This is a genomic window from Allobosea spartocytisi (assembly GCF_014764685.1).
GTDB lineage: Bacteria > Pseudomonadota > Alphaproteobacteria > Rhizobiales > Beijerinckiaceae > Allobosea > Allobosea spartocytisi.
Genome location: NZ_JACXWY010000016.1, coordinates 51,427 through 72,230, shown reverse-complemented (window position 1 = coordinate 72,230; position 20,804 = coordinate 51,427). Strand labels below are relative to the sequence as shown.

Annotated in this window: 20 protein-coding genes; 11 read left to right on the top strand and 9 right to left on the bottom strand. The window is 66.1% G+C overall.

What is annotated here, in order from left to right:
- Positions 1-13: 13 nt before the first annotated feature.
- Positions 14-1,495, top strand: coding sequence for a dihydropyrimidinase (gene hydA / locus IED13_RS21265; protein WP_191125384.1), 1,482 nt, complete (start codon positions 14-16; stop codon positions 1,493-1,495).
- Positions 1,496-1,646: 151 nt separating this feature from the next.
- Here the strand turns inward: hydA (IED13_RS21265) and phhA are convergent, their stop codons facing one another.
- The 3 genes from phhA to IED13_RS21250 form a co-directional block, all read right to left on the bottom strand.
- A complete protein-coding gene (gene phhA, locus IED13_RS21260) occupies positions 1,647-2,522 on the bottom strand; it encodes a phenylalanine 4-monooxygenase (RefSeq protein WP_191125383.1) in 876 nt (291 codons plus the stop codon).
- Between the two features lie 273 nt (positions 2,523-2,795).
- The gene (gene hydA / locus IED13_RS21255) at positions 2,796-4,205 is read right to left on the bottom strand and encodes a dihydropyrimidinase (RefSeq protein WP_191125382.1); all 1,410 of its coding nucleotides are present in this window, start codon (positions 4,203-4,205) and stop codon (positions 2,796-2,798) included.
- Between the two features lie 8 nt (positions 4,206-4,213).
- Positions 4,214-4,918, bottom strand: coding sequence for a GntR family transcriptional regulator (locus IED13_RS21250; protein ID WP_191125381.1), 705 nt, complete (start codon positions 4,916-4,918; stop codon positions 4,214-4,216).
- A 266-nt stretch (positions 4,919-5,184) separates the two neighbouring features.
- On the opposite strand from IED13_RS21250, the gene IED13_RS21245 reads away from it, so the two are divergent.
- From IED13_RS21245 to IED13_RS21225, 5 genes are all read left to right on the top strand, one after another.
- Positions 5,185-6,225: an ABC transporter substrate-binding protein gene (locus tag IED13_RS21245; RefSeq protein WP_191125380.1), complete on the top strand. Its 1,041-nt coding sequence runs from the start codon at positions 5,185-5,187 to the stop codon at positions 6,223-6,225.
- Positions 6,226-6,310: 85 nt separating this feature from the next.
- Positions 6,311-7,387 carry an ABC transporter ATP-binding protein gene (locus tag IED13_RS21240; protein ID WP_191125379.1) on the top strand — a complete coding sequence of 359 codons (1,077 nt, stop codon included), beginning with the start codon at positions 6,311-6,313 and terminating at the stop codon, positions 7,385-7,387.
- Positions 7,384-8,214 (top strand): ABC transporter permease, encoded by an 831-nt coding sequence (locus IED13_RS21235; protein WP_191125378.1) that lies wholly within the window; start codon positions 7,384-7,386, stop codon positions 8,212-8,214. Before IED13_RS21240 ends, IED13_RS21235 begins: the two co-directional genes overlap by 4 nt.
- Positions 8,211-9,011, top strand: a complete 801-nt coding sequence (locus IED13_RS21230) for an ABC transporter permease (protein WP_191125377.1) — start codon at positions 8,211-8,213, stop codon at positions 9,009-9,011. The genes IED13_RS21235 and IED13_RS21230 overlap by 4 nt, the downstream gene beginning before the upstream one ends.
- 1 nt (position 9,012) lies before the next feature.
- Positions 9,013-9,939: an allantoinase PuuE gene (locus IED13_RS21225; protein ID WP_191125376.1), complete on the top strand. Its 927-nt coding sequence runs from the start codon at positions 9,013-9,015 to the stop codon at positions 9,937-9,939.
- 72 nt (positions 9,940-10,011) lie between these two features.
- Here the strand turns inward: IED13_RS21225 and IED13_RS21220 are convergent, their stop codons facing one another.
- The 4 genes from IED13_RS21220 to IED13_RS21205 are packed head-to-tail and all read right to left on the bottom strand — an operon-like array spanning position 10,012 to position 13,769.
- Complete coding sequence (locus tag IED13_RS21220) at positions 10,012-10,755, bottom strand: aspartate/glutamate racemase family protein (protein WP_191125375.1); 744 nt, start codon at positions 10,753-10,755, stop codon at positions 10,012-10,014.
- A gap of 38 nt (positions 10,756-10,793) precedes the next feature.
- Positions 10,794-11,585, bottom strand: a complete 792-nt coding sequence (locus IED13_RS21215) for a BtpA/SgcQ family protein (protein ID WP_191125416.1) — start codon at positions 11,583-11,585, stop codon at positions 10,794-10,796.
- A 13-nt stretch (positions 11,586-11,598) separates the two neighbouring features.
- On the bottom strand, positions 11,599-12,639 hold the full coding sequence (locus IED13_RS29265) for a carbohydrate kinase family protein (protein ID WP_191125374.1): 1,041 nt from the start codon (positions 12,637-12,639) through the stop codon (positions 11,599-11,601).
- Positions 12,636-13,769: an SIS domain-containing protein gene (locus tag IED13_RS21205; RefSeq protein ID WP_191125373.1), complete on the bottom strand. Its 1,134-nt coding sequence runs from the start codon at positions 13,767-13,769 to the stop codon at positions 12,636-12,638. The genes IED13_RS29265 and IED13_RS21205 overlap by 4 nt, the downstream gene beginning before the upstream one ends.
- Before the next feature lie 117 nt (positions 13,770-13,886).
- On the opposite strand from IED13_RS21205, the gene IED13_RS21200 reads away from it, so the two are divergent.
- From IED13_RS21200 to IED13_RS21180, 5 genes are all read left to right on the top strand, one after another.
- Positions 13,887-14,702 carry a DeoR/GlpR family DNA-binding transcription regulator gene (locus IED13_RS21200; protein ID WP_191125372.1) on the top strand — a complete coding sequence of 272 codons (816 nt, stop codon included), beginning with the start codon at positions 13,887-13,889 and terminating at the stop codon, positions 14,700-14,702.
- Between the two features lie 136 nt (positions 14,703-14,838).
- Complete coding sequence (locus tag IED13_RS21195; protein WP_038358364.1) at positions 14,839-15,885, top strand: ABC transporter substrate-binding protein; 1,047 nt, start codon at positions 14,839-14,841, stop codon at positions 15,883-15,885.
- Between the two features lie 14 nt (positions 15,886-15,899).
- A complete protein-coding gene (locus IED13_RS21190; protein ID WP_191125371.1) occupies positions 15,900-16,967 on the top strand; it encodes an ABC transporter ATP-binding protein in 1,068 nt (355 codons plus the stop codon).
- On the top strand, positions 16,964-17,869 hold the full coding sequence (locus IED13_RS21185) for an ABC transporter permease (protein WP_191125370.1): 906 nt from the start codon (positions 16,964-16,966) through the stop codon (positions 17,867-17,869). The genes IED13_RS21190 and IED13_RS21185 overlap by 4 nt, the downstream gene beginning before the upstream one ends.
- Positions 17,866-18,672, top strand: coding sequence for an ABC transporter permease (locus IED13_RS21180; RefSeq protein WP_038358368.1), 807 nt, complete (start codon positions 17,866-17,868; stop codon positions 18,670-18,672). Before IED13_RS21185 ends, IED13_RS21180 begins: the two co-directional genes overlap by 4 nt.
- 24 nt (positions 18,673-18,696) lie before the next feature.
- On the opposite strand, the gene IED13_RS21175 is transcribed toward IED13_RS21180, so the two are convergent.
- Both IED13_RS21175 and IED13_RS21170 read right to left on the bottom strand, forming a co-directional pair.
- Positions 18,697-20,235 (bottom strand): amidohydrolase family protein, encoded by a 1,539-nt coding sequence (locus tag IED13_RS21175; protein ID WP_191125369.1) that lies wholly within the window; start codon positions 20,233-20,235, stop codon positions 18,697-18,699.
- A 99-nt stretch (positions 20,236-20,334) separates the two neighbouring features.
- Positions 20,335-20,496, bottom strand: coding sequence for a hypothetical protein (locus IED13_RS21170; RefSeq protein ID WP_156115840.1), 162 nt, complete (start codon positions 20,494-20,496; stop codon positions 20,335-20,337).
- Positions 20,497-20,804: the final 308 nt, after the last annotated feature.

Genomic DNA, 20,804 nt, shown 5'->3' with positions numbered 1-20,804 from the left:
AGGACGAAGGCAGATGACGGCGAACTATGATCTGGTCATTCGCGGCGGCACGATCGGCTCCGCGACCGGCAGCTTCCGCGCGGATGTCGCGGTGAAGGACGGCAAAATCGCCGCTCTGGGCCTCGGCCTCGCGGCAGGCGCCCGCGAGATCGACGCGACCGGCAAGCTCGTCCTGCCCGGCGGCATCGACACCCATGCCCATGTCGAGCAGGTCTCGGCCGGCGGGCTGCTCAACGCCGACACCTTCGAGAGCGCCACGACCTCGGCCGCTTTTGGCGGCAACACCACGCTGATCTCTTTTGCCGCCCAGCATCGCGGCCTCGATCTACGCAAGGTCGTCGACGATTACGCGGCCCTCGCCCGGCGCGGCGCGCTGATCGACTACGCCTTCCACCTCATCGTCGCCAACCCGGACGCCAAAACGATCCGGGAGGATCTACCGGCCCTGATCCGTGAGGGCCATGCCTCGATCAAGGTCTTCATGACCTATGACCTGATCAAGGTCGACGACGAGCCGCTGCTCGATCTGCTGCTGACCGCCAGGCAGAACCGCGCGCTGGTCTGCGTACACGCCGAGAACCACGGCATGATCTCCTGGATGGGCAAGAAGCTCGTCGAGAAGGGCTATGTCGCGCCGAAATACCACGCGATCAGCCATCCGCGCGGCTCCGAGGCCGAGGCCTTCAACCGCCTGATCACGGCGGCCGAACTGCTCGACCAGCCGATCATGATCTTCCATGTCTCGACCGCCGAGGGCGCGCAAACGATCCGCGATGCCCGCGGGCGCGGTCTCAAGGTCTTCGCCGAGACCTGCCCGCAATATCTCTTCCTGACCCGGCACGATCTCGACAAGCCCGGCCTGGAAGGCGCGAAATGGATGTGCTCGCCGCCGCCGCGCGAAGAGTCGGATCAGGACGCGCTCTGGCAGGCCCTGGCGCTCGGCGACATCCAGACGGTCTCCTCGGACCATGCGCCCTATCGCTTCGACGAGACCGGCAAGCTCTCGGCCGGCCCGAACCCGAATTTCAAGCAGATCGCCAACGGCCTTCCCGGTCTGGAGACGCGATTGCCCCTGCTCTTCGACGCGCTCGTCTCGAAGGGCCGGCCCGAATTCGCCGGACGCGGGCTCGACGCCTTCGTCAACCTGACCGCGACCGCTCCCGCCGCGATCTACAACCTGCCGGGCAAGGGCGCACTCCTGCCCGGCTACGACGCCGATATCGCGATCTGGGATCCTGGCAAGCAAGTAACCATCACCGATGCGGCGATGCACGACCTGACCGGCTTCACGCCCTTCGCGGGCCGCAGTGTGACGGGTTGGCCGGAGCGCGTTCTCGTGCGGGGTGCAGAGGTCGTGGCCGAGGGGACGCTGCACGCCAGGCCCGGCTCCGGCCGCTGGCTGCCGCGCAAAGGCGGCCCGGCCGCGACGCCGACCGGCAGGCTCGTCGCCGAGATCGACGCGCAGCGGAATTTTGGTGCCGCGATCCTCGATTAGAAACGCGCCTCTGAGGGCATGCTCGGTTTTCTTGGAACCACGCGGTCATCCCGGGCTTGGCCCGGGATCCATCGAAGAGTTCCGGGCTGGGCGGTTCACGAACCGTGTGGGGTCCTCGCCGGCATCCTGAACGGCAGGTGACAGACGAACCTCACTTCAGCTTCGTCTTCGTGGCCGGGAAATCGCGCCAGAAATGGCCGGTGCCTTTCCGGACGACCACGTCCTGCGGCAGGATCTCGAAGGGCGTGTAGGCCGGCAGGGTGCGCAATTCGTCGAAACGGGTGGTGAAATCGCTGCCCCTGAGCAGGTCGAACAGATCCTCGAAGCGATCGATGACGAAATAGGTCGCCTGGAAATCATCGATGTAATAGCCGGTGCGCAGCACGCGCTCGAGATCGAAGGCCAGGTGGTGGGCGGAAGGGTCGTCCACCACATATTTCGCTTCGCCGAAGGACGAGACGATGCCCGCGCCATAGATGCGGATGCCCTCGGGCTTGCGGATCAGCCCGAACTCGATGGTGTACCAGTTGAGGCGGGCGAGGAATTTCACCCCCTTGGTCTCGACGGCGACAAGCCCGATGCGGCCGTACTCGTTCATATAGTCGGCATAGGCGGGATTGGTCAGCAGCGGCACGTGGCCGAAGACATCATGGAAGATGTCGGGCTCCTCCAGATAGTCGAGCTGCTCGCGGCTGCGGATGAAGGTGCCGGCCGGAAACTGGCGGTTGGCAAGCATCTGGAAGAAGGGACGCGAGGGGATGAGCCCCGGCACCGCCACGACTTCCCAGCCGGTCAGCCGCCGCAGCCGCTCGTTCATGCGCGCGAAATTCGGCACGCCTTCGGGGCCGATGCCGAGCGCGGCGAGACCATCGAGATATTCCTGGCAGACATGGCCTCGCAGGGTCCGCTGCTGGCGCTCGAACAGCACGCCCCAGATGGCGTGGTCCTCAGGGGTGTAGTGCTCCCAGCCCTGGTCGATGATGCAGTCCTCGACGGTCTGTGCGTTCAGAAGAGCATGTCCGGACATCGCTTTCACTCCTGAGAGCCCGCCCGACTCCGGCTGCGAGGCTCCATATCGTCATAACGAGCGAGATGGCCTCCCAGATCCGGCGGCGCCGCGAGCGAAGTCAGAATAGGCGCGTTTCGGTCGCGGAGCGATGAGCGGCTGGCTTCCGCCTCGCGCGACCGCGAAGGCTGTCTGTCGCCCGAAACGGGGCACTATTACGCGCCCTCTGGAACCCGCCTAGCATCGACAAAGGGCCTGCGGCAAAGGATTGCGCTTGTGGCGCCCACGCCCGTTTCAGCCGGCGGGGCGAGCAAAAGCGGAACGGTCTCTTGCGACATGCCTGCCCGCGCCGGGTCGTGCCTCCAATACGCCGTCGCAGACCACGACCTGCCCTCGAACGATCGTCGTCACGGGCCATCCCCTGACCGCTATCCCCTCATAGGGCGTGTAGTCGCTGCCATGGTGGAGCAGGGATTGGCCGATCGTGACCTCGCGCTCGGGGTCCCAGATGGCGATGTCGGCGTCCATGCCGACCGCGATCGAGCCCTTCTTCGTCAGCCCGTACATCTTCGCGTGATTGGTCGCCGACAGCGCGACGAACTGGTTCAGGCTGATGCGGCCCTTGCCGACCCCTTCGGAGAACAGGATCGGCAGGCGCGTCTCGACACCGGGGATGCCGTTGGGTACCCAGCGGAAGGAGGTGCGTCCCTTCGGATTGAGCTTCCCGGCGGGATCGTCATAGCGGAACGGGCAATGGTCTGACGAGAAGGTCTGGAAGACACCGTTCTGGAGCCCCTCCCAGCAGGCGGCCTGGCTGGCATGGTCGCGCGGTGGCGGCGAACAGACATATTTCGTCCCCTCCATGTTGAGCCCGTCCATGTCCGCCTCGGTCAACACCAGATATTGCGGGCAGGTCTCGCCATAGACCTTGAGGCCACGCGAGCGGGCCCGGGCGATCTCCTCCATCGCCTCGCGGTTCGAGACATGGACGATCATCACGGGCACATCGATCAGCTCGGCGAGCGAGATCGCCCGATGCGTCGCCTCGCGCTCGACCGGGATGGGCCGCGAGGTGCCGTGGAACTTCGGCGCGATCTTGCCGCCCTGTTCCAGGCGCTGCGTGAGGAAGCGGATGGCGTCGTAGTTTTCGGCATGGACCATGACGAGCGCGCCGGTCTCGCGCGCCACGCTCATGACCTGCAACATTTCGTAATCGGCGAGTGCCAGCCCCTCATAGGTCATGAAGACCTTGAAGGAGGTGTAGCCATCCTCGATCAGCGCCGGCAGGTCCTGGCCCAGCACCTGCTCGCTCGGCTCGGAGATGACGAGATGGAAGGAGACGTCGGTATAGCAACAGCCTTCGGCCTTGGCGTGGTATTCCCGAAGGGTCCGGCGCAGCGGCGTGCCCTTCTCCTGCACGCAGAAGGGCATCACCGTCGTATTGCCGCCGAACGCGGCCGACAGCGTGCCGCTAGCGAAATCATCCGCCATGACGATGCCCTCGCCGCTCGGCTGCGAGATATGGACATGGCTGTCGATGCCGCCCGGCAGCACGAGCTTGCCGGAGGCGTCGATTCTGCGATCTGCCGCGCCGAGATCGTGGCCCAGCGCGGCGATACGTCCCTCGCGAATGCCGACATCGCAGTTGAAGGTGTCGGAGGCGGTCGCGACCGTGCCGCCGGCAATAATCAGATCATAAGACATCGGCTTCCTCACTCTGCCGCGATCGTCGCTTCGCGCGACTCCCGGGCGATCTCCTCGCGAAGAACGTCGTCGAGCGATGGCCCCACCGCTTCGCAGAGCGTCGGCCGCAGGCGCGTCTCCACAAGCGAAAGATGCGTCGTCATCGCCTTGACGGCCTTTCCGCGCTCGCGCGCCGCCAGAGCCCGGAAAATGGCGCGATGCTCCTCGCAGCCGCAGGCCGATCCGGCGGTGGTCTCGTAACGCTTCACCAGCATCAGCGTGCGGCTGATCAGTTCGTGCGCCTGCCGCTGCACCAGCGGATTCTCCGTCATCTCAGCGAGCAGGAAGTGGAATTCGGCCGATAGGCGCTGCCATGTCGGCTGGTCGTCCTGGCGTAACGCCTCCCCCTCGGCTTCGACATGCCGGCGCAGCCGCGCGATCTGCGCCTCGCTCAGGTTTTCGGCCAGATGCGCGGCCATGCCGCTCTCGAGAATGCGCCGGGCTTCGTAGACCATATGGCTCTCGCGCAGATCGGGCTCGATCGTGAAGGCACCGCGATTCTTGATGATGTCGAGCAGCCGCTCGGCACCGAGCCGGTGGAGCACCTTGCGGATCCGCTCGCGGCTGACGCCGAAGATATCGGCCAGCCGATGCTCGCCCAGCTTGACGCCTCCGGGCAGCCGGCCGGCGCGCAGCACCCGTGTCAGGATCGCGTGGATATCGCCTTCGTTCATGTCGCGATTATCGCCTCCGCACACCGAAACGCCAATCGTGACGCTGCCCGTTCTTTCGGCAAGGACATGTGAATATGAAGCACAATAGTAGCGCTATTGTGCACAAAATAGCCTTTCGCGGGCGCATCGCCCGATCCATCGGCGACGCCAGGAAATTGATCTAACCGATTGCTATAACACAAGTTTATTGAGACGACGTTGTCGACGGCCACCTTGGCATGCCGGTTGCTGAAGGGATTGCGCACTCTTTGCCGAAAGGACCGATCATGGATGCCTTCGCCCTTGCCCGCCCGAGCCGCCGTTCCATCCTCGCCGGCACCGCCGCGCTGATCGCCATGCCGTCCGTTCTGCGCGCCCAGACCAGGGAGCTCGTCGTCGGCGGCGCTGCCGGCCATAAGCCCTGGGTCGAGCAGATCGTCGTCCCCGCCTTCGAGAAGAAGTATAATTGCAAGGTTATCTTCGAGGGCACGCGTTCGCTCGTGAATCTGGAGAAGATGCAGAAGAACAAGGACCGGCAATACATGTCCGTTGTCCAGATGGACGACCCCGTCATGATCCTGGCCGTGAAGGAAGGGCTGCTCGACCCGCTGACGCCGGCGAAGGCGCCGAACATGGCCGATCTGCTGCCCGGCTCCACCCATATGGACGGGATGTGGGCGAACTATCTCCAGCCCTGGCTCGGCATCGCCTACAACAAGACCGCGGTGAAGGCGCCGCCCGTCTCCTGGGCCGAGCTGTTCGATGCGACGTATAAGGGCCGCGTGATCATCCCCTCGTTGCAGAATACGGAGGGGCTGCCGATCCTGTTCGCCGCCGGCCTGCTGACGGGCGCCTCGCTCGATGCCGCGCAGAAGGACACTGATATCGGCTTCAAGAAGCTCGCGACCCTCAAGGCCAACCTGCTCACGATCTACACCCAGCAGCCGCAGGCCTATAACCTGCTCGAGCAGGGCGAGGCCCATCTGATCGGCCCCGCCATGTCGTCCTACTGCCTCGAGCGCAAGGCCGCCGGCGCGCCGATCGATCTGGCTGCACCCAAGGAAGGCGTTTTCGCCATGCCCTCCGGCATCGCCGTCATCAAGGGCGCGCCGCAGCCGGAGCTCGCCTTCGCCTATGTCAACGAGCTCCTTGGCGCGGAGCTGCAGGGGAAGCTCGCCGGACCGACCTTCTCGCTCGCCACCAACAAGGCGGTGCCGAAGCCGGAGGGGCTGGGTGCGGACGTCAAGATTTTCCAGATCGACTGGGCCAACGTTGCCGCGCAACGCAACGACTGGATCAAGCGCTGGGACCGCGACATGGCGATCTGATCGATCCCTTGCCTTCGATGGCCATCCCCTGCGCCGCTGGCATCGGAGGATGGCCGACACACTCACGGCCTGAGCGGGATCTGTCATGACCACGGCCTTCCTCGACATCACCGGCGCGGGCAAGCGCTTCGGCGCCGCGACAGTGCTGGACGGCGTCGACCTGTCGGTCGGGAAGGCGGAGTTCATCTCGCTGCTCGGCCCGTCGGGCTGCGGCAAGACCACATTGCTGCGGATCGTCGCCGGCCTGATGCCACCCGACACCGGCAAGGTCGTGCTCGACGGAGATGAGATCACCCGCAAGCCGCCCCATCGGCGCGATGTCGGCGTCGTCTTCCAGAACTACGCGCTGTTTCCGCATCTGACCGTCGCGGAGAACGTCGCCTTCGGACTCAAGGCGCGCCGCGCCCCGGCCGCCGCGATCGCGCCCACCGTCGCGCGCTTTCTCGATCTCGTGCAGATGGGCGCCTTCGCGGACCGTTCGGTCAGGGCGCTCTCGGGCGGCCAGCAGCAGCGCGTGGCCGTCGCCCGCGCGCTCGCGGTCGGTCCGAAGCTCCTCCTGCTCGACGAACCCTTCTCGGCTCTCGACCGCAAGCTGCGCGAGGCGATGCAGATCGACTTGCGCCGCATCCTGCGCGAGGTCGGCACGACGGCGATCTTCGTCACCCACGACCAGGACGAGGCGCTGACCATGTCCGACCGTATCGCGGTCATGCATCGCGGCGGCATCGAGCAACTCGGCACGCCGGCCGAGATCTACCATCGGCCCGCGACGCCTTTCGCCCTCGACTTCGTCGGGCTGTCGAGCCGCCTGCCCGGCAAGGTCGCGAGCGAAGACTCCGGGATCGTGCATGTCGATACCGGCGCCGGGGCCATCCGCGCGCCGGGGAACTTCATCTCCGGCAGCGCGGTCGTGCTGGGCGTCCGTCCCGAACGCATCGCCGTCGGAACCGAGGGCGAGAACCGCATCGACGCGACGCTCCGAGACGTCGTCTTCCAGGGGGGGCGGGTGCAACTCCATTTCGTGGCTCCGGAAGGCGGCAGGCTTCTGGTCGAGGCCCATGAAGTGCCGTCCGGCGTCGCGCCCGGCGTCACGCTGCCATTGAGCTGGAAGCTGGCGGACACGCTCCTCTACCCGGCCGGCCCGGAAGGGTACGCCGCATGAGCACCACGCGCCGCCTCGACCCGGTGCTGCTGCTCGCGCTGCCGGCGACCCTCTACATCGCCATCGTCTACGGGCTGCCGCTGCTCTTCCTGCTGGGCCGCAGTCTGTTCGGAACGGGAGGGCTGGACTCCTTCGTCGGTTTCTTCGCCGATCCGTTCAGCTGGACCGTCCTCGCCAACACGCTGCGCAGCGCAGCGCTGGTCACGCTCGTCTGCCTCGTCATCGGTTATCCCACGGCGCTCGTGCTGGCTCGCGCGGGTGGCTTCGCCCAGGCAGCGATCCTCGTCGCGATCATCCTGCCGCTCTCGGTCGGCGTCGTCGTGAAGGCCTTCGCCTGGCAGATCGTGCTGAGGCGCGACGGCATCGTCTCCCAGGCGATGACGGGCCTAGGCCTGTGGAGCGAGCCCCAGCGCCTGCTGTTCACCGAGGCCGGCCTCGTCATCGGTGCCGCCAACATCTTCGTGCCGTTCATGATCCTGCCGATCTACGCCGTGCTGAAGCTCGTCGACCCGCGCCTCGGCGAAGCGGCGGCGACGCTGGGCGCCTCGCCGGTCTATCGCTTCCTCAAGGTGGCGCTGCCGCTCTCGCTGCCCGGGATCGTCACCGGCGTAGCCTTCGTCTTCTCGATGGCGGCCTCGATGTATGTCATCCCGAGCCTGGTCATCGGCGACCGCTTCCAGACACTGGCGACGCTGACCGGCCGCTCCTTCCTGTTCATGCGCAACGAGCAACTCGGCTCCACCACCGCGGTCGTACTGCTGGCGCTGACGGTCGCCGTCGTGATCGCGAGCGCCTCGCTCTCGCGCCGACTGGGAGGCGCTCAATGACACCGATCGAGAAGATCGCCGGCTGGGTCACCGCCCTGCTCGCAACCGTCACGGTCGTCTTCCTCATGACCCCGCTGTTGGTGACCGTCGCGGTTTCCTTCGGGTCCAGCGCGGTCTTCACCCTGCCCGCGCCGTCCTGGTCGCTGCGCTGGTACGAGGCGCTGGCGCGTTCGCGCGATCTCTGGCCGGCGGTCTTCACCTCGCTGCAGATCGCCGCGCTATCGACCGCGATCGCGCTCGTGCTCGGCACGCTGTGCGCCATCGGCCTGTTGCGTGGCAATTTCCGCGGCCGCGAGGCGGTGGTCACCTTCCTCGTCTCGCCGCTGATGCTGCCCGGGCTGGTCATCGGCATCGCCATGCTGGAGAGCTTCCGTGCCGCCGGGTTGCGGGACGTCTGGGCGAGCCTGATCCTTGCCCATATCGTCATCACCCTGCCCTATGTGGTCCGAACCGTCTTCGCCTCGCTTTCGCTCTTCGACTTCACGCTGATCGACGCGGCGCGTACGCTCGGCCTGACCTATCCGAAGGCAATCCTGAAGGTGCTCGTGCCGTCTCTGGCGCCGGCTTTCCTGACATCGGGAATGTTCGCCTTTCTCGCCTCGATGGACAATTATCCGATCTCGATCTTCTTCACCGACGCCTGGACCAAGACCTTGCCGATTCAGATGCTGCAATATGTCGAGGAAAGCCCCGACCCCACCATCGCCGCGATTTCGACGCTGCTGATCCTGCTCTCCATCGCCGTGCTCGCGATCGGCGATCGGCTCGTCGGCCTGCGCCGCATGGCGGATCTCTGACATGCTGCCGGACACCACGACCGACCGTGACTTCCGCGGCTATGGCGGAAACGTTCCCGCCATGCGCTGGCCGAACGATGCGCGTCTCGCCGTCAATCTCGTCATCAATGTCGAGGAGGGCGGCGAGCTCAGCATCGGCCAGGGCGACGAGAAGAACGAGTCGATCTACGAGGTCGTCGAGGAGATTCCAGGCGTCCGCGACCTGTGCATGGAGTCGCATTTCGAATACGGAACGCGCGCCGGCTGGCCGCGCATCCGGCTGCTGCTGCAGACCTATGGCGCGCACGGCACCGTCAACGCCATCGGCCGCTCGCTGATGATCTCGCCCTGGCTGGCGCAACAGGCGGTCGCGGACGGCCATGAGATCGCCGCCCATGGCTGGCGCTGGGAGCGTCACGCCAACATGACGGTCGACGAGGAGCGGCTCGCCATCGCGCGCACCGTCGAGGCGATCACCCGTACCGCCGGTAGCCCGCCGCGCGGCTGGCACACGCGCTCGGCGACCTCGCCCAACACACGCCGCCTGCTCATCGAGCAAGGCGGGTTCTTCTACGATTCCAATGCCTATAACGACGACCTGCCCTATCTCGTCGATGTCGCAGGCCAAGACCATCTCATCCTGCCTTACTCCTTCGACACCAACGACATGCGCTTCACCCGCGGCGGCGGCTTCGTCTTCGGCGACGATTTCGCCCGTTACTGCATCGACGCCTTCGACCGGCTCTATGCCGAAGGCGCGAGCGCGCCGCGCATGATGACGGTGGGGCTGCATCTGCGCATCATCGGGAAGCCGGGCCGGATCGGCGGGCTGGAGCGGTTCCTGGCGCACGCCGCATCGAAACCGGGCGTCTGGTTCGCGCGCCGCGACGAGATCGCGCGGCATTGGCTGAACGCAATCGGGCGCGAGGATCTGCTCGCAGGTCGATGAGGCTTTCGCCGCAGAGCCCCGCGGCAGCCGTCATGGCCGGGGCGAGGCCCGGTCATGACGGGAAAAGACCCCTCACCTTCCCTCGATCCGCGCCGCCAGCGCCTCGGGCAAGCCCTCGGTGGGCTTCGGCGGCGGCCGACGGAAGGTGCCTGCCGTCGCCTTGCGCGGCTTCAGCGCGACCAGCGCTTCCGCCTGCTTCAGCGCGGCGCCCATCTGGTCGACGACGGGGACGGGAATGCGGTCTGCGACCCTCGCCGCGAGGCCCGCCAGCGGCGCGCCGGCCAAGATGACGCAATCGGCCTCGTCCTCGGTGACCGCCCGCAGCGCAAGCTCGACGATCACCGCTTCCTTCTCCTCCTGCACGCCGGCAATGTCGGCGAAGCCCTCATCTAGCATCCGGATGCCGGCACAGCGGCCTTCCAACCCATGCATCGCGACGCATTCCCGATACCAGGGGCCGAGCGCGCGGGCGAAGGTGACGATGGCGAAGCGGCGCCCCAGCATGCAGGCGGTCAGCATGGCCGCCTCCGCCATGCCGACGACGGGCATGTCGAAGAGCTCCCGCGCGCCCATGAGGCCGGGATCGCCGAAGGCGGCGATGATGGCCGCGTCGACCTTGTGATGATGCTCGGCAAGCATCTCCAGAGCCACGGCCCCGCCGATCTGAGCCTCCGCCCGGCTCGCAATATAGGGCACCCCGCGTGGCGCCGTCAGCGGCACGATCTCGGTGCCGGGCGATGCCACCGCCGCGGCCGCGGCGACGAGACGTCCCGTGATCGCCTCGGTCGTGTTCGGGTTGAGGAGCAGGATCCGCATGCCGGCCTCTTGCCGCCGTCGCGGCGTCTTGGCAAGCGCTAGGCGCCAGCGCGTGCCGCGTCCATGAACCGCCTCGCCCGATCGACGTCCCAACGCAGAATGTCGGTCGGCGCAGCATCCTTGCGCATCAGCGCCGTACTGACGACGACGCCATCGCAAATGGAGAGCGCCTCGCGGACATTGCCCTCGGTGACGCTGCCCCCCAGCAGGATCGGCCGCTTGATTCCCGTCTCGTGCGCCTTGCGGATGCGAGCGAGCGAATCCGCCCAATCCGCGCCGGTGAGAATCAGCCCGTCGGCCCCGGTCTTCTGTGCCCATTCGGCCGCGAATTCCGCGGTCTCCGACGACATCGGCACCGCGGTCCGGTCATGGACATCGGCGAGGATCGCGATGTCGTCACGCCCGAGCGCCGTCCGGAAGGCCATGGCCTGCGCGCCCATGCCTGAGCGCAGCCCCTGCGCGGTCATGGCCTGCCCGACGAAGACCTTGAGGCGCACGAAATCGGCGCCCGTCGCATGCGCGATCGAGAGGGAAGCGACCGGATCATGCGCCTCGACGATGATACCGAGGCCGAGGCCCGGCAACTCGGCCTTGAGGAGGCGGCCGAGCGCAGCGGTCATCGCCAGCGAGCTCGGCTGCATCGCGCCTGCCTCCCGCGTCTGGTCCTGCAGTTTGACGTAAGGGATACCGGCCTGCGCGAAGACCCTGGCATTGGTCACGACATAGTCCTCCAGCCAGGCCATGCTCTTGTCGCGCAGCCTGCCAAAATCCGGCAGGTGCAGGGCGGCGATGACGAGGGGACGGGCGGAGAAGAGGCGCAGGCTGGTCACGATCGGCGTCCGTTCAGGCTGAAAATGGGGAGCGGCCGAGGCGGCCGACAAGTGTATCGAGCTTCGCCCGACAGACGGCGTGATCGACCGGCAGCGCGCCGTCGGCGCCGTGACGACTGACGATGAGCGAGGCGGAAACGGCTCCATGCGCAGCCGCGAGCACGGGATCACCTGTCGCAACCAGCCCGGCAAGGAAGCCGCCACAGAAGGAATCGCCGGCGCCCGTGGGATCGATCGCATCGGTCGGCACGACCGGAACGGGCACCGCGGCACCGCGCGCCTTGTCCCAGACGAGACAGCCGCGCGGGCCGAGCTTCACGGCGACGGTGCCGCGGCATCGCGCAGCGAGCAGGGCCAGCGCCGTCTCGACGCCGGTCTGCGGGAGGATGGCCGCGAGTTCGATCTCGCTTGGCAGGAAAGCATCGACCTCGGCGAGGAAGGGCGAAAGCTCGTCGAGCGTCAGCTCCGCCAGTTGCCAACCGGCATCGAGCGTCACGACCATGCCGCGACCGCTAAACAGGGGCAGGAGCTCGTTCAGCACCACCGGCCGCGCCGGCGCGCAATGCGCACCCCTTGCCCAGAGATAGCTTTCCGGAACCTGCGCCGCGACCATCGGGTGAATGTCGCGGAACTGGGAATAGGAAATCTCGTCGGCGTCTCCACGCCGGCGCAGATGATCCTGCCAGGCGGCCACCTGTCCGGGGCTCAGCCGATCCGTCGGGAAACCGGCTTCCGCAAGCTCTTCCGGCCGGCTGGTCAGCCTCTCGCTCCGGTCCCCCCGCTCGTCATAAATGAACCAGTTGCCGCTGCGCAGGGCGGCCTCAGTCATCACGACGCCATCGAGCGCGATGCCGTTCTGGCGCAGCCTCGTCAGCGTCGCACGGGGATAGGTCGAGACGGCGACGCTGATGAGCCCGACCGCATCGACCCAGCAACGGGCGCCGACGGCGGAATAGGCACCGTTGCCGCCGACCTTGTCGAGCGCGACGGTGCCGTCCGCCGAGATCACATGGTCGACGGTCAGCCCGCCTGCCGTGACGAGCGTCGGTGTCACGCCGCCCGGCCACCGAGCAGCGGTGCCCCGAGACCGAGCGCATCACGCGCCTTGGTCACGTGATAGCCGAAGAGATGCAGCGGCACGCTGTAGACGAGCGGCGCGAGCTCGTCGCGCACCGGCGGCAGCTTCCAGACATGGTCCGCGATGCCGTCGAAGCCCGCCTCGCCTTCCGGCACGAGCACGATCGTGTAGCCACCCACTGCCTTGCCGACGATCGCAGTTTCCAGGGCGCGCTGGCGGCTGGCCTGATCGGGTGCGATCAGGAACAGCGGGTCGCCAGCCTTCTGGGTGCGGTAGTGATGATATTCCTCGAGCGGAAAGGCGACCGCATGGATCGGCGCCAATTCCTTGAGCTTGGCCGCGCCGAAGGCCGCCGGCGCCAGATGCGGCCCTGCTCCCGCGAGCAGCACCATGTCGGCGCGCGCCAGCGTTTTGCCCAGCGCCGTCGCGCGGTCGTAGAAGCCCGTCGAAACTCGGTCCATCACCTCCGGCAGCGCAGCGAGATCCGCCGCCAGGCCGACCGCCTTGCCCTCGCCGAGCCCGCGCGCCTTGGCGATTTCGAGCGCCAGCGACAGCATGAGCGCCATCGCCGCCGTGCTCGACTGCGTCGGCCAGCCCCCGCGCGTCGCCTGGATCAACAGGGCGGCGGGAAACTCCTTCGTCATCGCGGAGGCCGCCGTGTTCGTCAGCGCCACCGCATAGCCGCCCTTGGCAAGGGTCGCCCTGAGGCTGGCGCTCACCGGCGCCGTATTGCCGCTCGACGACAGGCCGATCACGAGCGTTCCGTCATCGATCATGTCGAGGCCGTATTGCTCGAGATCGAAGGCTTCATAGGGTTCGCAAACGACGCCGAGCAGGCGCTCGAACGCCAGCCGCACGCCGATGCCCGAAATCCAGGAATCGCCGCAGCCCACGATGACGACGCGGGAGAGCCTGCGGCCGGCGAGTTCGGCTGCGATATGCTGCACCGTCTCGCGCGTGGTTTCGAGCGTGCGGCGCATGGCATCCCCCTGCGCCATCATCTCGCTGCGGGTCAGTTCGACACGACGGAAGCGTTCCGGATCGCCCGGCGCGTCCGAGGACGATTCGCGCTTGATCGCTTTGTACTGCTGCATCAGATCGGCCATGGTCGTCCGTCCCGTTGGAAGTGCCGGAAGCGGCACGCGGAGCCGCCTCCTCTCTCGAAAATTCGACTTTCGATATTCTTCATTATATCATCTAACGCAAGCGGAAACGAAAGGCATATGAGTCAGCACCCCTCGCCCGCAGAGTTGCCGCGGGGCAACTCCCTTCCGCGCCACGAGCGCATCATCGAAATGCTGGCCACGCGCGGCACCATCGAGGTCTCGGCACTGGCGGAGGCGCTCGGCGTTTCGGCGGTGACCATTCGCGCCGACCTCGACGCCCTCGAAAAGCGGCGCCTGATCCGGCGCATCCGCGGCGGCGCCATGGCGCTGCGACCGGCCCGCTTCGAGCGGCCTCTCGACCTGCCGAGCCAGAGCTTTTCCGAGGAAAAGCAGCGCATCGGCACGCTTGCCGCCAGCATGGTCCGCGACGGCGAGACCATCATCCTGGATTCCGGCACCACCACGCTGGCGTTGGCGCACAACCTCCCCGAAACGTTGACCGACGTGGTGGTCGTCACCAACGGCCTGGACATCGCGATCGCGCTGCGCGCCCATCCCGGCATCACCGTCATCGTCACAGGCGGGCGGGTGAAGACAGGCGGACGCAACCTCGAAAGCTACAGCCTGATTTCCCCCTTCGGGACGACACTTCTGCGCGAAATCAATGCCGACACGGCCTTTCTATGCTGCGCCGGCATCGATGCAGAGCGCGGCTTCACCAATGGCAATTGGGACGAGGCCGAGGTGAAGAAGGCGATGATCGACGCCGCCAGGCGTGTCGTCATGGTCGCCGACCATGCCAAGATCGGCCATGTCGGCAGCGCCCGCATCGCCTCACTCGATGCCGTCGAGGTGCTGATCACGGACAATGGCGCCCCGGCGGCGGACCTGCAGAGACTCGAAGCGGCAGGCCTGCGCATTGCGGTGGCATGACGGCGCGATTTTCAGCGCTGGCCGGCTAAGTTTTAAACTTGCGATATCTTTCATTGAAGTACAAAGTGAAAGTACGCGGTCGCCATCCACCGTCGTCGTCGGCCGGAACGCCACGAGCCGCGCTCAGGAGGCTTGCATGAAGACAGTGTCCAGACGCGATTTCCTCGCAGCCACCGCGACTGCCGGCGCGGTCATCGCCAGTCCCTCCGTGCTGCGGGCGCAGGCTCGTGAACTCGTCATGATCGGCTATGGCAGCGCACAGGACGAGCCGCTGAAGCGCGCCGGCGACATCCTCGGCAAGCGCCATCCCGGTGTCAGCCTTCGGATCATCGGCGGCCTTTCGGCCGAGGCCATCGCCCAGATCAAGGCCGCCCGCGGCGCCTCCCCTTACGATTTCGCCGTCATGGGTTCGCCCGCGATCATCAACGCCGTCGACGAAGGCGTGCTGGAGAAGGTCGACATCTCGAAGGTGCCGAACGCAGGCAAGCTCGACGAACGCTTCCCGCCCTATGCCTATGATTGGGGCGTGCCGGTGAGCTTCGCCGGCATCGGCATCGCCTACAACAAGCAAATGGTGGCGAACCCGCCGAAGACCTGGGCCGATCTCTGGAAGCCGGACTATGCCGGCAAGATCGGGCTGTGCCGTCCGCAATCCAATCTCGGCCTCGCCTGCATCTCGATCGGCGCCACCGCATTCGGCAAGCCGGACGCCGATACCGATTTCGGCCTCGCCAAATGGAAGGAACTGAAGCCGCTGGTCGGCCGCAATCCCAACCTCTTGCAGCAGATGCTGGAGCGCGGCGAGATCGGCCTGTGCCCGCTCTGGCACGACAATACCGGGATCGCGGTCTCCAGCGGCCTGCCGCTCGGCTATGCCAAGGTCACCAGCCCGGGCCCGCTCATGTTGCCGACGATGATCGTCAAGTTCGCGCGGACCGCCCATAGCGACCTCGTACATGAATTCGCGGACATCCTACTGGAGAAGGACAGCCAGGAGTTCGCATCGAAGCCGCCCTATTATTTCGGCACCGTAATCAAGGGCGTCATGCCGCCCGCGGGTGCCGCGGCCTATCTGCCTTCGACGCCGGAGGAGATCGCCTCCATGACCTCCGTGGATTGGCCGAAGGTCGCGCCGAACCGCGGCAAGATCGTCGAAGCCTTCGACCGGCTGTTCGCGGCTTGAGCCGAGCCCTGACCATGCCTGCCACGGCCGCTTCCGGCAGCCAGGCTTGCGTCGTCGAGATCCGCCGGGTGCGCAAGCGCTTCGCGGATCTTATCGTGCTCGACGATTGTTCCCTGACAGCGCAGGAAGGCGAGATCCTGACGCTGTTGGGCTCGTCCGGCTGCGGGAAGACGACCCTGCTGCGCTGCATCGCCGGCTTTCTCAAACCCGATGCCGGCGAAATCCGGATCGACGGCCGCGACACCGTGCCCGTGCCCGTGAACCGGCGGCCTGTCGGCGTGGTCTTCCAGAGCTATGCGCTGTTCCCGCATCTGACCGTGGCGAACAACGTCGCCTATGGGCTGAAGATGCGCGGCGCGCCGGTCGAAGAAATAAGGGAGCGCGTCGCGAAGGCGTTGGCGACGGTTTCGCTGTCTGGCTTCGAGGAGCGATATCCGAGCCAGCTTTCCGGGGGACAGCAGCAGCGCGTCGCGATCGCGCGCGTCTTGGTGCTCGAGCCCCGCGTGCTGCTGCTGGACGAACCGTTCAACGCACTCGACGCCAAGCTGCGCGGCAGCATGCAGGTCGAGTTGCGCCAGCTCATCAAGCGTCTCGGCATCACCGCGATCTTCGTCACGCATGATCAGGAAGAAGCGTTGACCATGAGCGACCGGATCGCCGTCATGCGCGCGGGCCGGATCGAGCAGCTCGGCACGCCTGAAGACATCTTCGACCGTCCGCAGACCGCCTATGTCGCCGACTTCGTCGGCGCCTCGAACTTCTGGGAAGCGAGAGCTGCTTCCGGCCAGATCACGCTGCCGAGCGGGCAGATCGTCGCGACGAAGCTCGACGGTGATGTCAGCCTCCTCATCCGGCCGCACAATCTCGCTCTGTCCAGCGCGGGCAGCTCGACCTGGAACGGCCGGATCATCTCGCGCCGCCATGTCGGTGCGCTAATGGAATACGAGGTCGAGGCCGGCGCCACCAGGCCGTTGAGGATCGCGGCGCTGCGCGACGTGGAAGCCACCTTGCTCAGCACCGGCGAGGCTGTCTCGATCAACCTGCGCGACCCCACCGCCTGCATGGCCTATCCACGGCCATGACGGCGACCGCGCTCCCTCGCCGCCTGCTCGACGAGGTGCTGTCGGGGCGCGGTATCTGGCCGGCCGTTCCGGCGGTCGTCGTGCTGACGGTCGTGGCCGTCATTCCGTTCTGCATCCTGCTGTCGCTCGGCTTCTCAGACATCACGGTCTCGCGCGGCGTCATCGTCTCCCAGACATTCTCATTGCGCCATCTGGCGACGGCGCTGTCGGACCCGCTCTACCAGATCACCTTCCAGCGCTCGCTGACGCTGGCGCTGTCGACCACCGCGCTCTGTGTCCTGCTCGGCTTTCCGGTCGCCTATCTCTTCCTGATCGGCAATGCCTGGGTGCGGCGGATCATCCTGGTTCTGACCATCGCGCCGATCCTGACGAGCGGCATTGTGCGGACCTATTCCTGGATCGTAATCCTGGGCGGGCGGGGCGTGGTCAACAGTCTCCTGATCGACCTCGGCGTGATCTCGGCTCCGCTCAGGATCATCAACACGCAATGGGCGGTGATCATCGGCATGGTGCAGGTCCATCTGCCGATCATGATCCTGCCGTTGATCGCCGTGATGAGCCGGCATGACCGCAGGCTAGACGAAGCCTCCGCCAATCTCGGCGCGAGCCGGCTCGGCACGCTGCGGCACGTCATCCTGCCGCTCAGCATCGGTGGTCTCGGCACGGGCGCGGCGCTGGTCTTCACGCTCAGCTACACCACATTCGTCGTGCCGCAACTGCTGGGCGGTGGCAATTACCTCAACGCCGCGACGATGATCTACGAGCAGATCGTCTACTCGCTCGAATGGAGCAAGGGAGCGGTCACGGCGCTTCTGCTGATGCTCAGCTGCCTGAGCGTACTCGCCGTCATCACCTGGCTGACCAATCTCGGCACGCGCTGGACGAGGGCATCGCAGCGATGAGGGGTTCCGACTGGCTCGACCGTCTCGGCATAGGAGCGCTCATCGGCGTCGCGCTGTTCTCGCTGGCGCTGCTGCTGCTGCCCGCCGTGATCGTGGTGATCATGTCCTTCGACACGCGCGGCTATATCAGCTTCCCGCCGGCCGGTTTCACATTCGACTGGTATGCTCGGCTGTTCAATCAGCCGGTGCTGATGGGCGCGATGTGGACTAGCATCAAGGTCGGGGTTTACGTCACGGTGCTCTGCATCGCGCTCGGCGTGCCGACGGCACTCGCCTGCGCACGTGGCGATTTCCGCGGTGCGGCGGGGCTCTCGGTCTTCGTGCTGCTGCCGCATATGGTGCCAGGGATCGTGCTGGGTGTCGCGGTGCTCTTTGCCGGAGCGCTCTTCGGCATCGGCCCATCGATCTGGCTGCAATCGATCTCGCTCGCGGTCTACGTCATGGCCGTGATGGTGCGCACCGTCATGGCGCGCCTGCAGAAGCTCGATCCTTTGCTGGAACAGGCCGCCTCCAATCTCGGAGCGACGCGCTGGCAGAGCTTCCGCACCATCACCCTGCCGCTGTTGATGCCTGCGATCCTGGCCGGAGCGGTCTTCACCTTCATCGAGGGTTTCGACAATCTCTCGGTGACGATTTTCACCCATGGCTATCGCGACCGGCCGCTGCCGGTAGAATTGCTGACGATCGTCCAGAACACCAATTCACCGCTGGTCGCCGCGGTATCGAGCGTGCAGATCCTGCTCGCCATCCTGGCATTGCTGGCGATCTCGGCGACGATCGGCCTCGACCGCGTCAACGATTGATCCGCGCCGCGACGCATCTCGACGCTATAGGCGCCCGCTTGTCCGATAATGTGGATCGTCGCCCATGCCGTCGAGATAGCCTTCATAGAAGCTCCGGACATGCGGCATGACATCGCGCGCAAGCCCCATGCGCTCGATTTCCGCCTGAGTCCTCGGGCGTGAGAGACGCTCCGCGATCTCCGCCAGCACCGCCTCGCGGTCGACCTTCACGAAGCGACCGTCGCGATAGATCCATTCCCCGCCGACCATGACGCTGTGGACCGATCGCGCCTTGGCCCGCTGCACCAGCACGTCGACGAAGCCGAGCGCATCGTCCTGATAGGGCCAGGTCACTGCCCGCCAGTCGAACACCACGCAATCGGCCGCCATACCGGGAGAAAGCCGCCCGATCTGTCCGGCGAAGGGCGTGGTGCGCGCGCCGTGTTCCGTCGCCATGCGCAGCACCTGCGCCGGTGAGGGATGGGCCGAGTCGATACCCGGCTCGCGATGGACGCGCAGCGCAAGCCGCATCTCCTGGAGCATGTCGCGATCGTCGTTGATTCCCGCCTCGTCGATGCCCAGCGCAACCGGGATCGCCTCGGCAAGAAAGCGATTGACCGGCGCCACTCCGCTCTTCAGCCGGAAATTGGACGAGCAATTATGACAGACGCAGACACCGCGCTCGGCTGCGAGGGCGATATCGGCTTCGCTCATCCAGACGCCATGGCCGATCGTGAACTGCGGCCCGAGCAGACCGAAGCGGTCGAGATAGGCGAGCGCCGAGCCACCGCTGCGCTTCACCGCATAGGCTTTCTGATAGGGCGTTTCCAGCACATGCATATGCACGGGCAGGCCAGTGCGCTCGGCGAGGTGGGCGGCCGTCTCGAGTGCCGTGTCCGAGAGCCAGTGCAGATTGGCCGGCGCGATCTGCACGCGAATGCGATCGCCGCCCCCGTGACGACGCAACAGCTCGTCGAAGATCGTGACCTGTTCCGGCAGGGCGAGGGTGAAACGCTCGAAATACGCGACCAGAGCGGGACGCAGCGCTTCCGGGACGCGCGCGACGAAATCGCGATCGGCCTCGTAGACGAGTCTGTTCTGATCCCGCAGCGCCATCGAATAGGAGGCGCGCATCCCAATCATGCGATAGGCACCGATCACCTTGTCCGCCGCGGCCAGCACCGCCTCGGGCGAGCCGGGTGCGCGGCTGTGCAAATGCTGCACCGTCGTGACGCCGCTCTCGATCATCTCGAAGGCCGAATAGAGCGTATCCAGTTCGAGATCGACGTCGCGCAATGCCAGCCGCGATGCGAACCACAATTCCAGCGGGTGATCCGGCGAGCCGAGCTGGAGCGGCGTCAGACCGACATGATGATGCGCATTGACGAAACCCGGCGTGACGGCGAAGCCGGCCCCGCCTTCCACCACCGCCTCCGGCGATTGCGCGCGCAGGCTATCCAGCGGTCCCAGCGCGGCAACCAGCCCGTCACGGATGAGGATGCCGGCGTTTTCATGCAGGATCGGCCCACCGGAAGTGTCGAAGCCTTCGAGCAGTGTCGCACCCCAGAGGATGTGGTCCGTCATGATCGATCCCGCTCTCCCGCACCGCATCGCCGCATGTCGCAGCGGCGTATTCTCATGACAACCGCAGCGGTCGCAGCAGCTGGCTGGATTTGCTTTCGATCAGCAGGATATCGCCATTGCCCGTGCCGAACAGCCCATGCGCGCCGTTGAGCGGTCGCGGAACTGCTCTTTGTTTGGGCCGATTATCTGAAGATCCGGGATCACGTCGGTGACGTGGCTGTTGCCCTCTTCGCCCCCGGATGACGACAAGCTGGCCGACATGCGCTAGCTCCGGAGACAGTTACTCCGGGCAACGAAATCGAACGCCCATCCCCGCACCTCATCCTGAGGTGCGGGCGCGGTCGCTAAAAACAAAGGGAAATCAAATGCCTAGGAAAGGGTGGCGGGCCGGGCCGGACACAGCATCGAACACGCATACGATTGAAATCGCTATATAATTTCGCAGGACTGAAATGTGGCTGTCCAAGTCCAGGGCGGCCCCGCTGCGCAGCGAAAAACAGACATTCTGCCTCCCATCGCCTGCAGGCCGCAGCGCACCGTCTCCGGCACGGATATTGCTTCATTTAAAT

Bases quoted from the DNA above. Each gene is read 5' to 3' on its own strand.
- hydA (WP_191125384.1), top strand. From the start codon at position 14: ATGACGGCGAACTATGATCTGGTCATTCGCGGCGGCACGATCGGCTCC.
- phhA (WP_191125383.1), bottom strand. From the start codon at position 2,522: ATGTCCGGACATGCTCTTCTGAACGCACAGACCGTCGAGGACTGCATC.
- hydA (WP_191125382.1), bottom strand. From the start codon at position 4,205: ATGTCTTATGATCTGATTATTGCCGGCGGCACGGTCGCGACCGCCTCC.
- IED13_RS21250 (WP_191125381.1), bottom strand. From the start codon at position 4,918: ATGAACGAAGGCGATATCCACGCGATCCTGACACGGGTGCTGCGCGCC.
- IED13_RS21245 (WP_191125380.1), top strand. From the start codon at position 5,185: ATGGATGCCTTCGCCCTTGCCCGCCCGAGCCGCCGTTCCATCCTCGCC.
- IED13_RS21240 (WP_191125379.1), top strand. From the start codon at position 6,311: ATGACCACGGCCTTCCTCGACATCACCGGCGCGGGCAAGCGCTTCGGC.
- IED13_RS21235 (WP_191125378.1), top strand. From the start codon at position 7,384: ATGAGCACCACGCGCCGCCTCGACCCGGTGCTGCTGCTCGCGCTGCCG.
- IED13_RS21230 (WP_191125377.1), top strand. From the start codon at position 8,211: ATGACACCGATCGAGAAGATCGCCGGCTGGGTCACCGCCCTGCTCGCA.
- IED13_RS21225 (WP_191125376.1), top strand. From the start codon at position 9,013: ATGCTGCCGGACACCACGACCGACCGTGACTTCCGCGGCTATGGCGGA.
- IED13_RS21220 (WP_191125375.1), bottom strand. From the start codon at position 10,755: ATGCGGATCCTGCTCCTCAACCCGAACACGACCGAGGCGATCACGGGA.
- IED13_RS21205 (WP_191125373.1), bottom strand. From the start codon at position 13,769: ATGGCCGATCTGATGCAGCAGTACAAAGCGATCAAGCGCGAATCGTCC.
- IED13_RS21200 (WP_191125372.1), top strand. From the start codon at position 13,887: ATGAGTCAGCACCCCTCGCCCGCAGAGTTGCCGCGGGGCAACTCCCTT.
- IED13_RS21195 (WP_038358364.1), top strand. From the start codon at position 14,839: ATGAAGACAGTGTCCAGACGCGATTTCCTCGCAGCCACCGCGACTGCC.
- IED13_RS21190 (WP_191125371.1), top strand. From the start codon at position 15,900: ATGCCTGCCACGGCCGCTTCCGGCAGCCAGGCTTGCGTCGTCGAGATC.
- IED13_RS21185 (WP_191125370.1), top strand. From the start codon at position 16,964: ATGACGGCGACCGCGCTCCCTCGCCGCCTGCTCGACGAGGTGCTGTCG.
- IED13_RS21180 (WP_038358368.1), top strand. From the start codon at position 17,866: ATGAGGGGTTCCGACTGGCTCGACCGTCTCGGCATAGGAGCGCTCATC.
- IED13_RS21175 (WP_191125369.1), bottom strand. From the start codon at position 20,235: ATGACGGACCACATCCTCTGGGGTGCGACACTGCTCGAAGGCTTCGAC.
- IED13_RS21170 (WP_156115840.1), bottom strand. From the start codon at position 20,496: ATGTCGGCCAGCTTGTCGTCATCCGGGGGCGAAGAGGGCAACAGCCAC.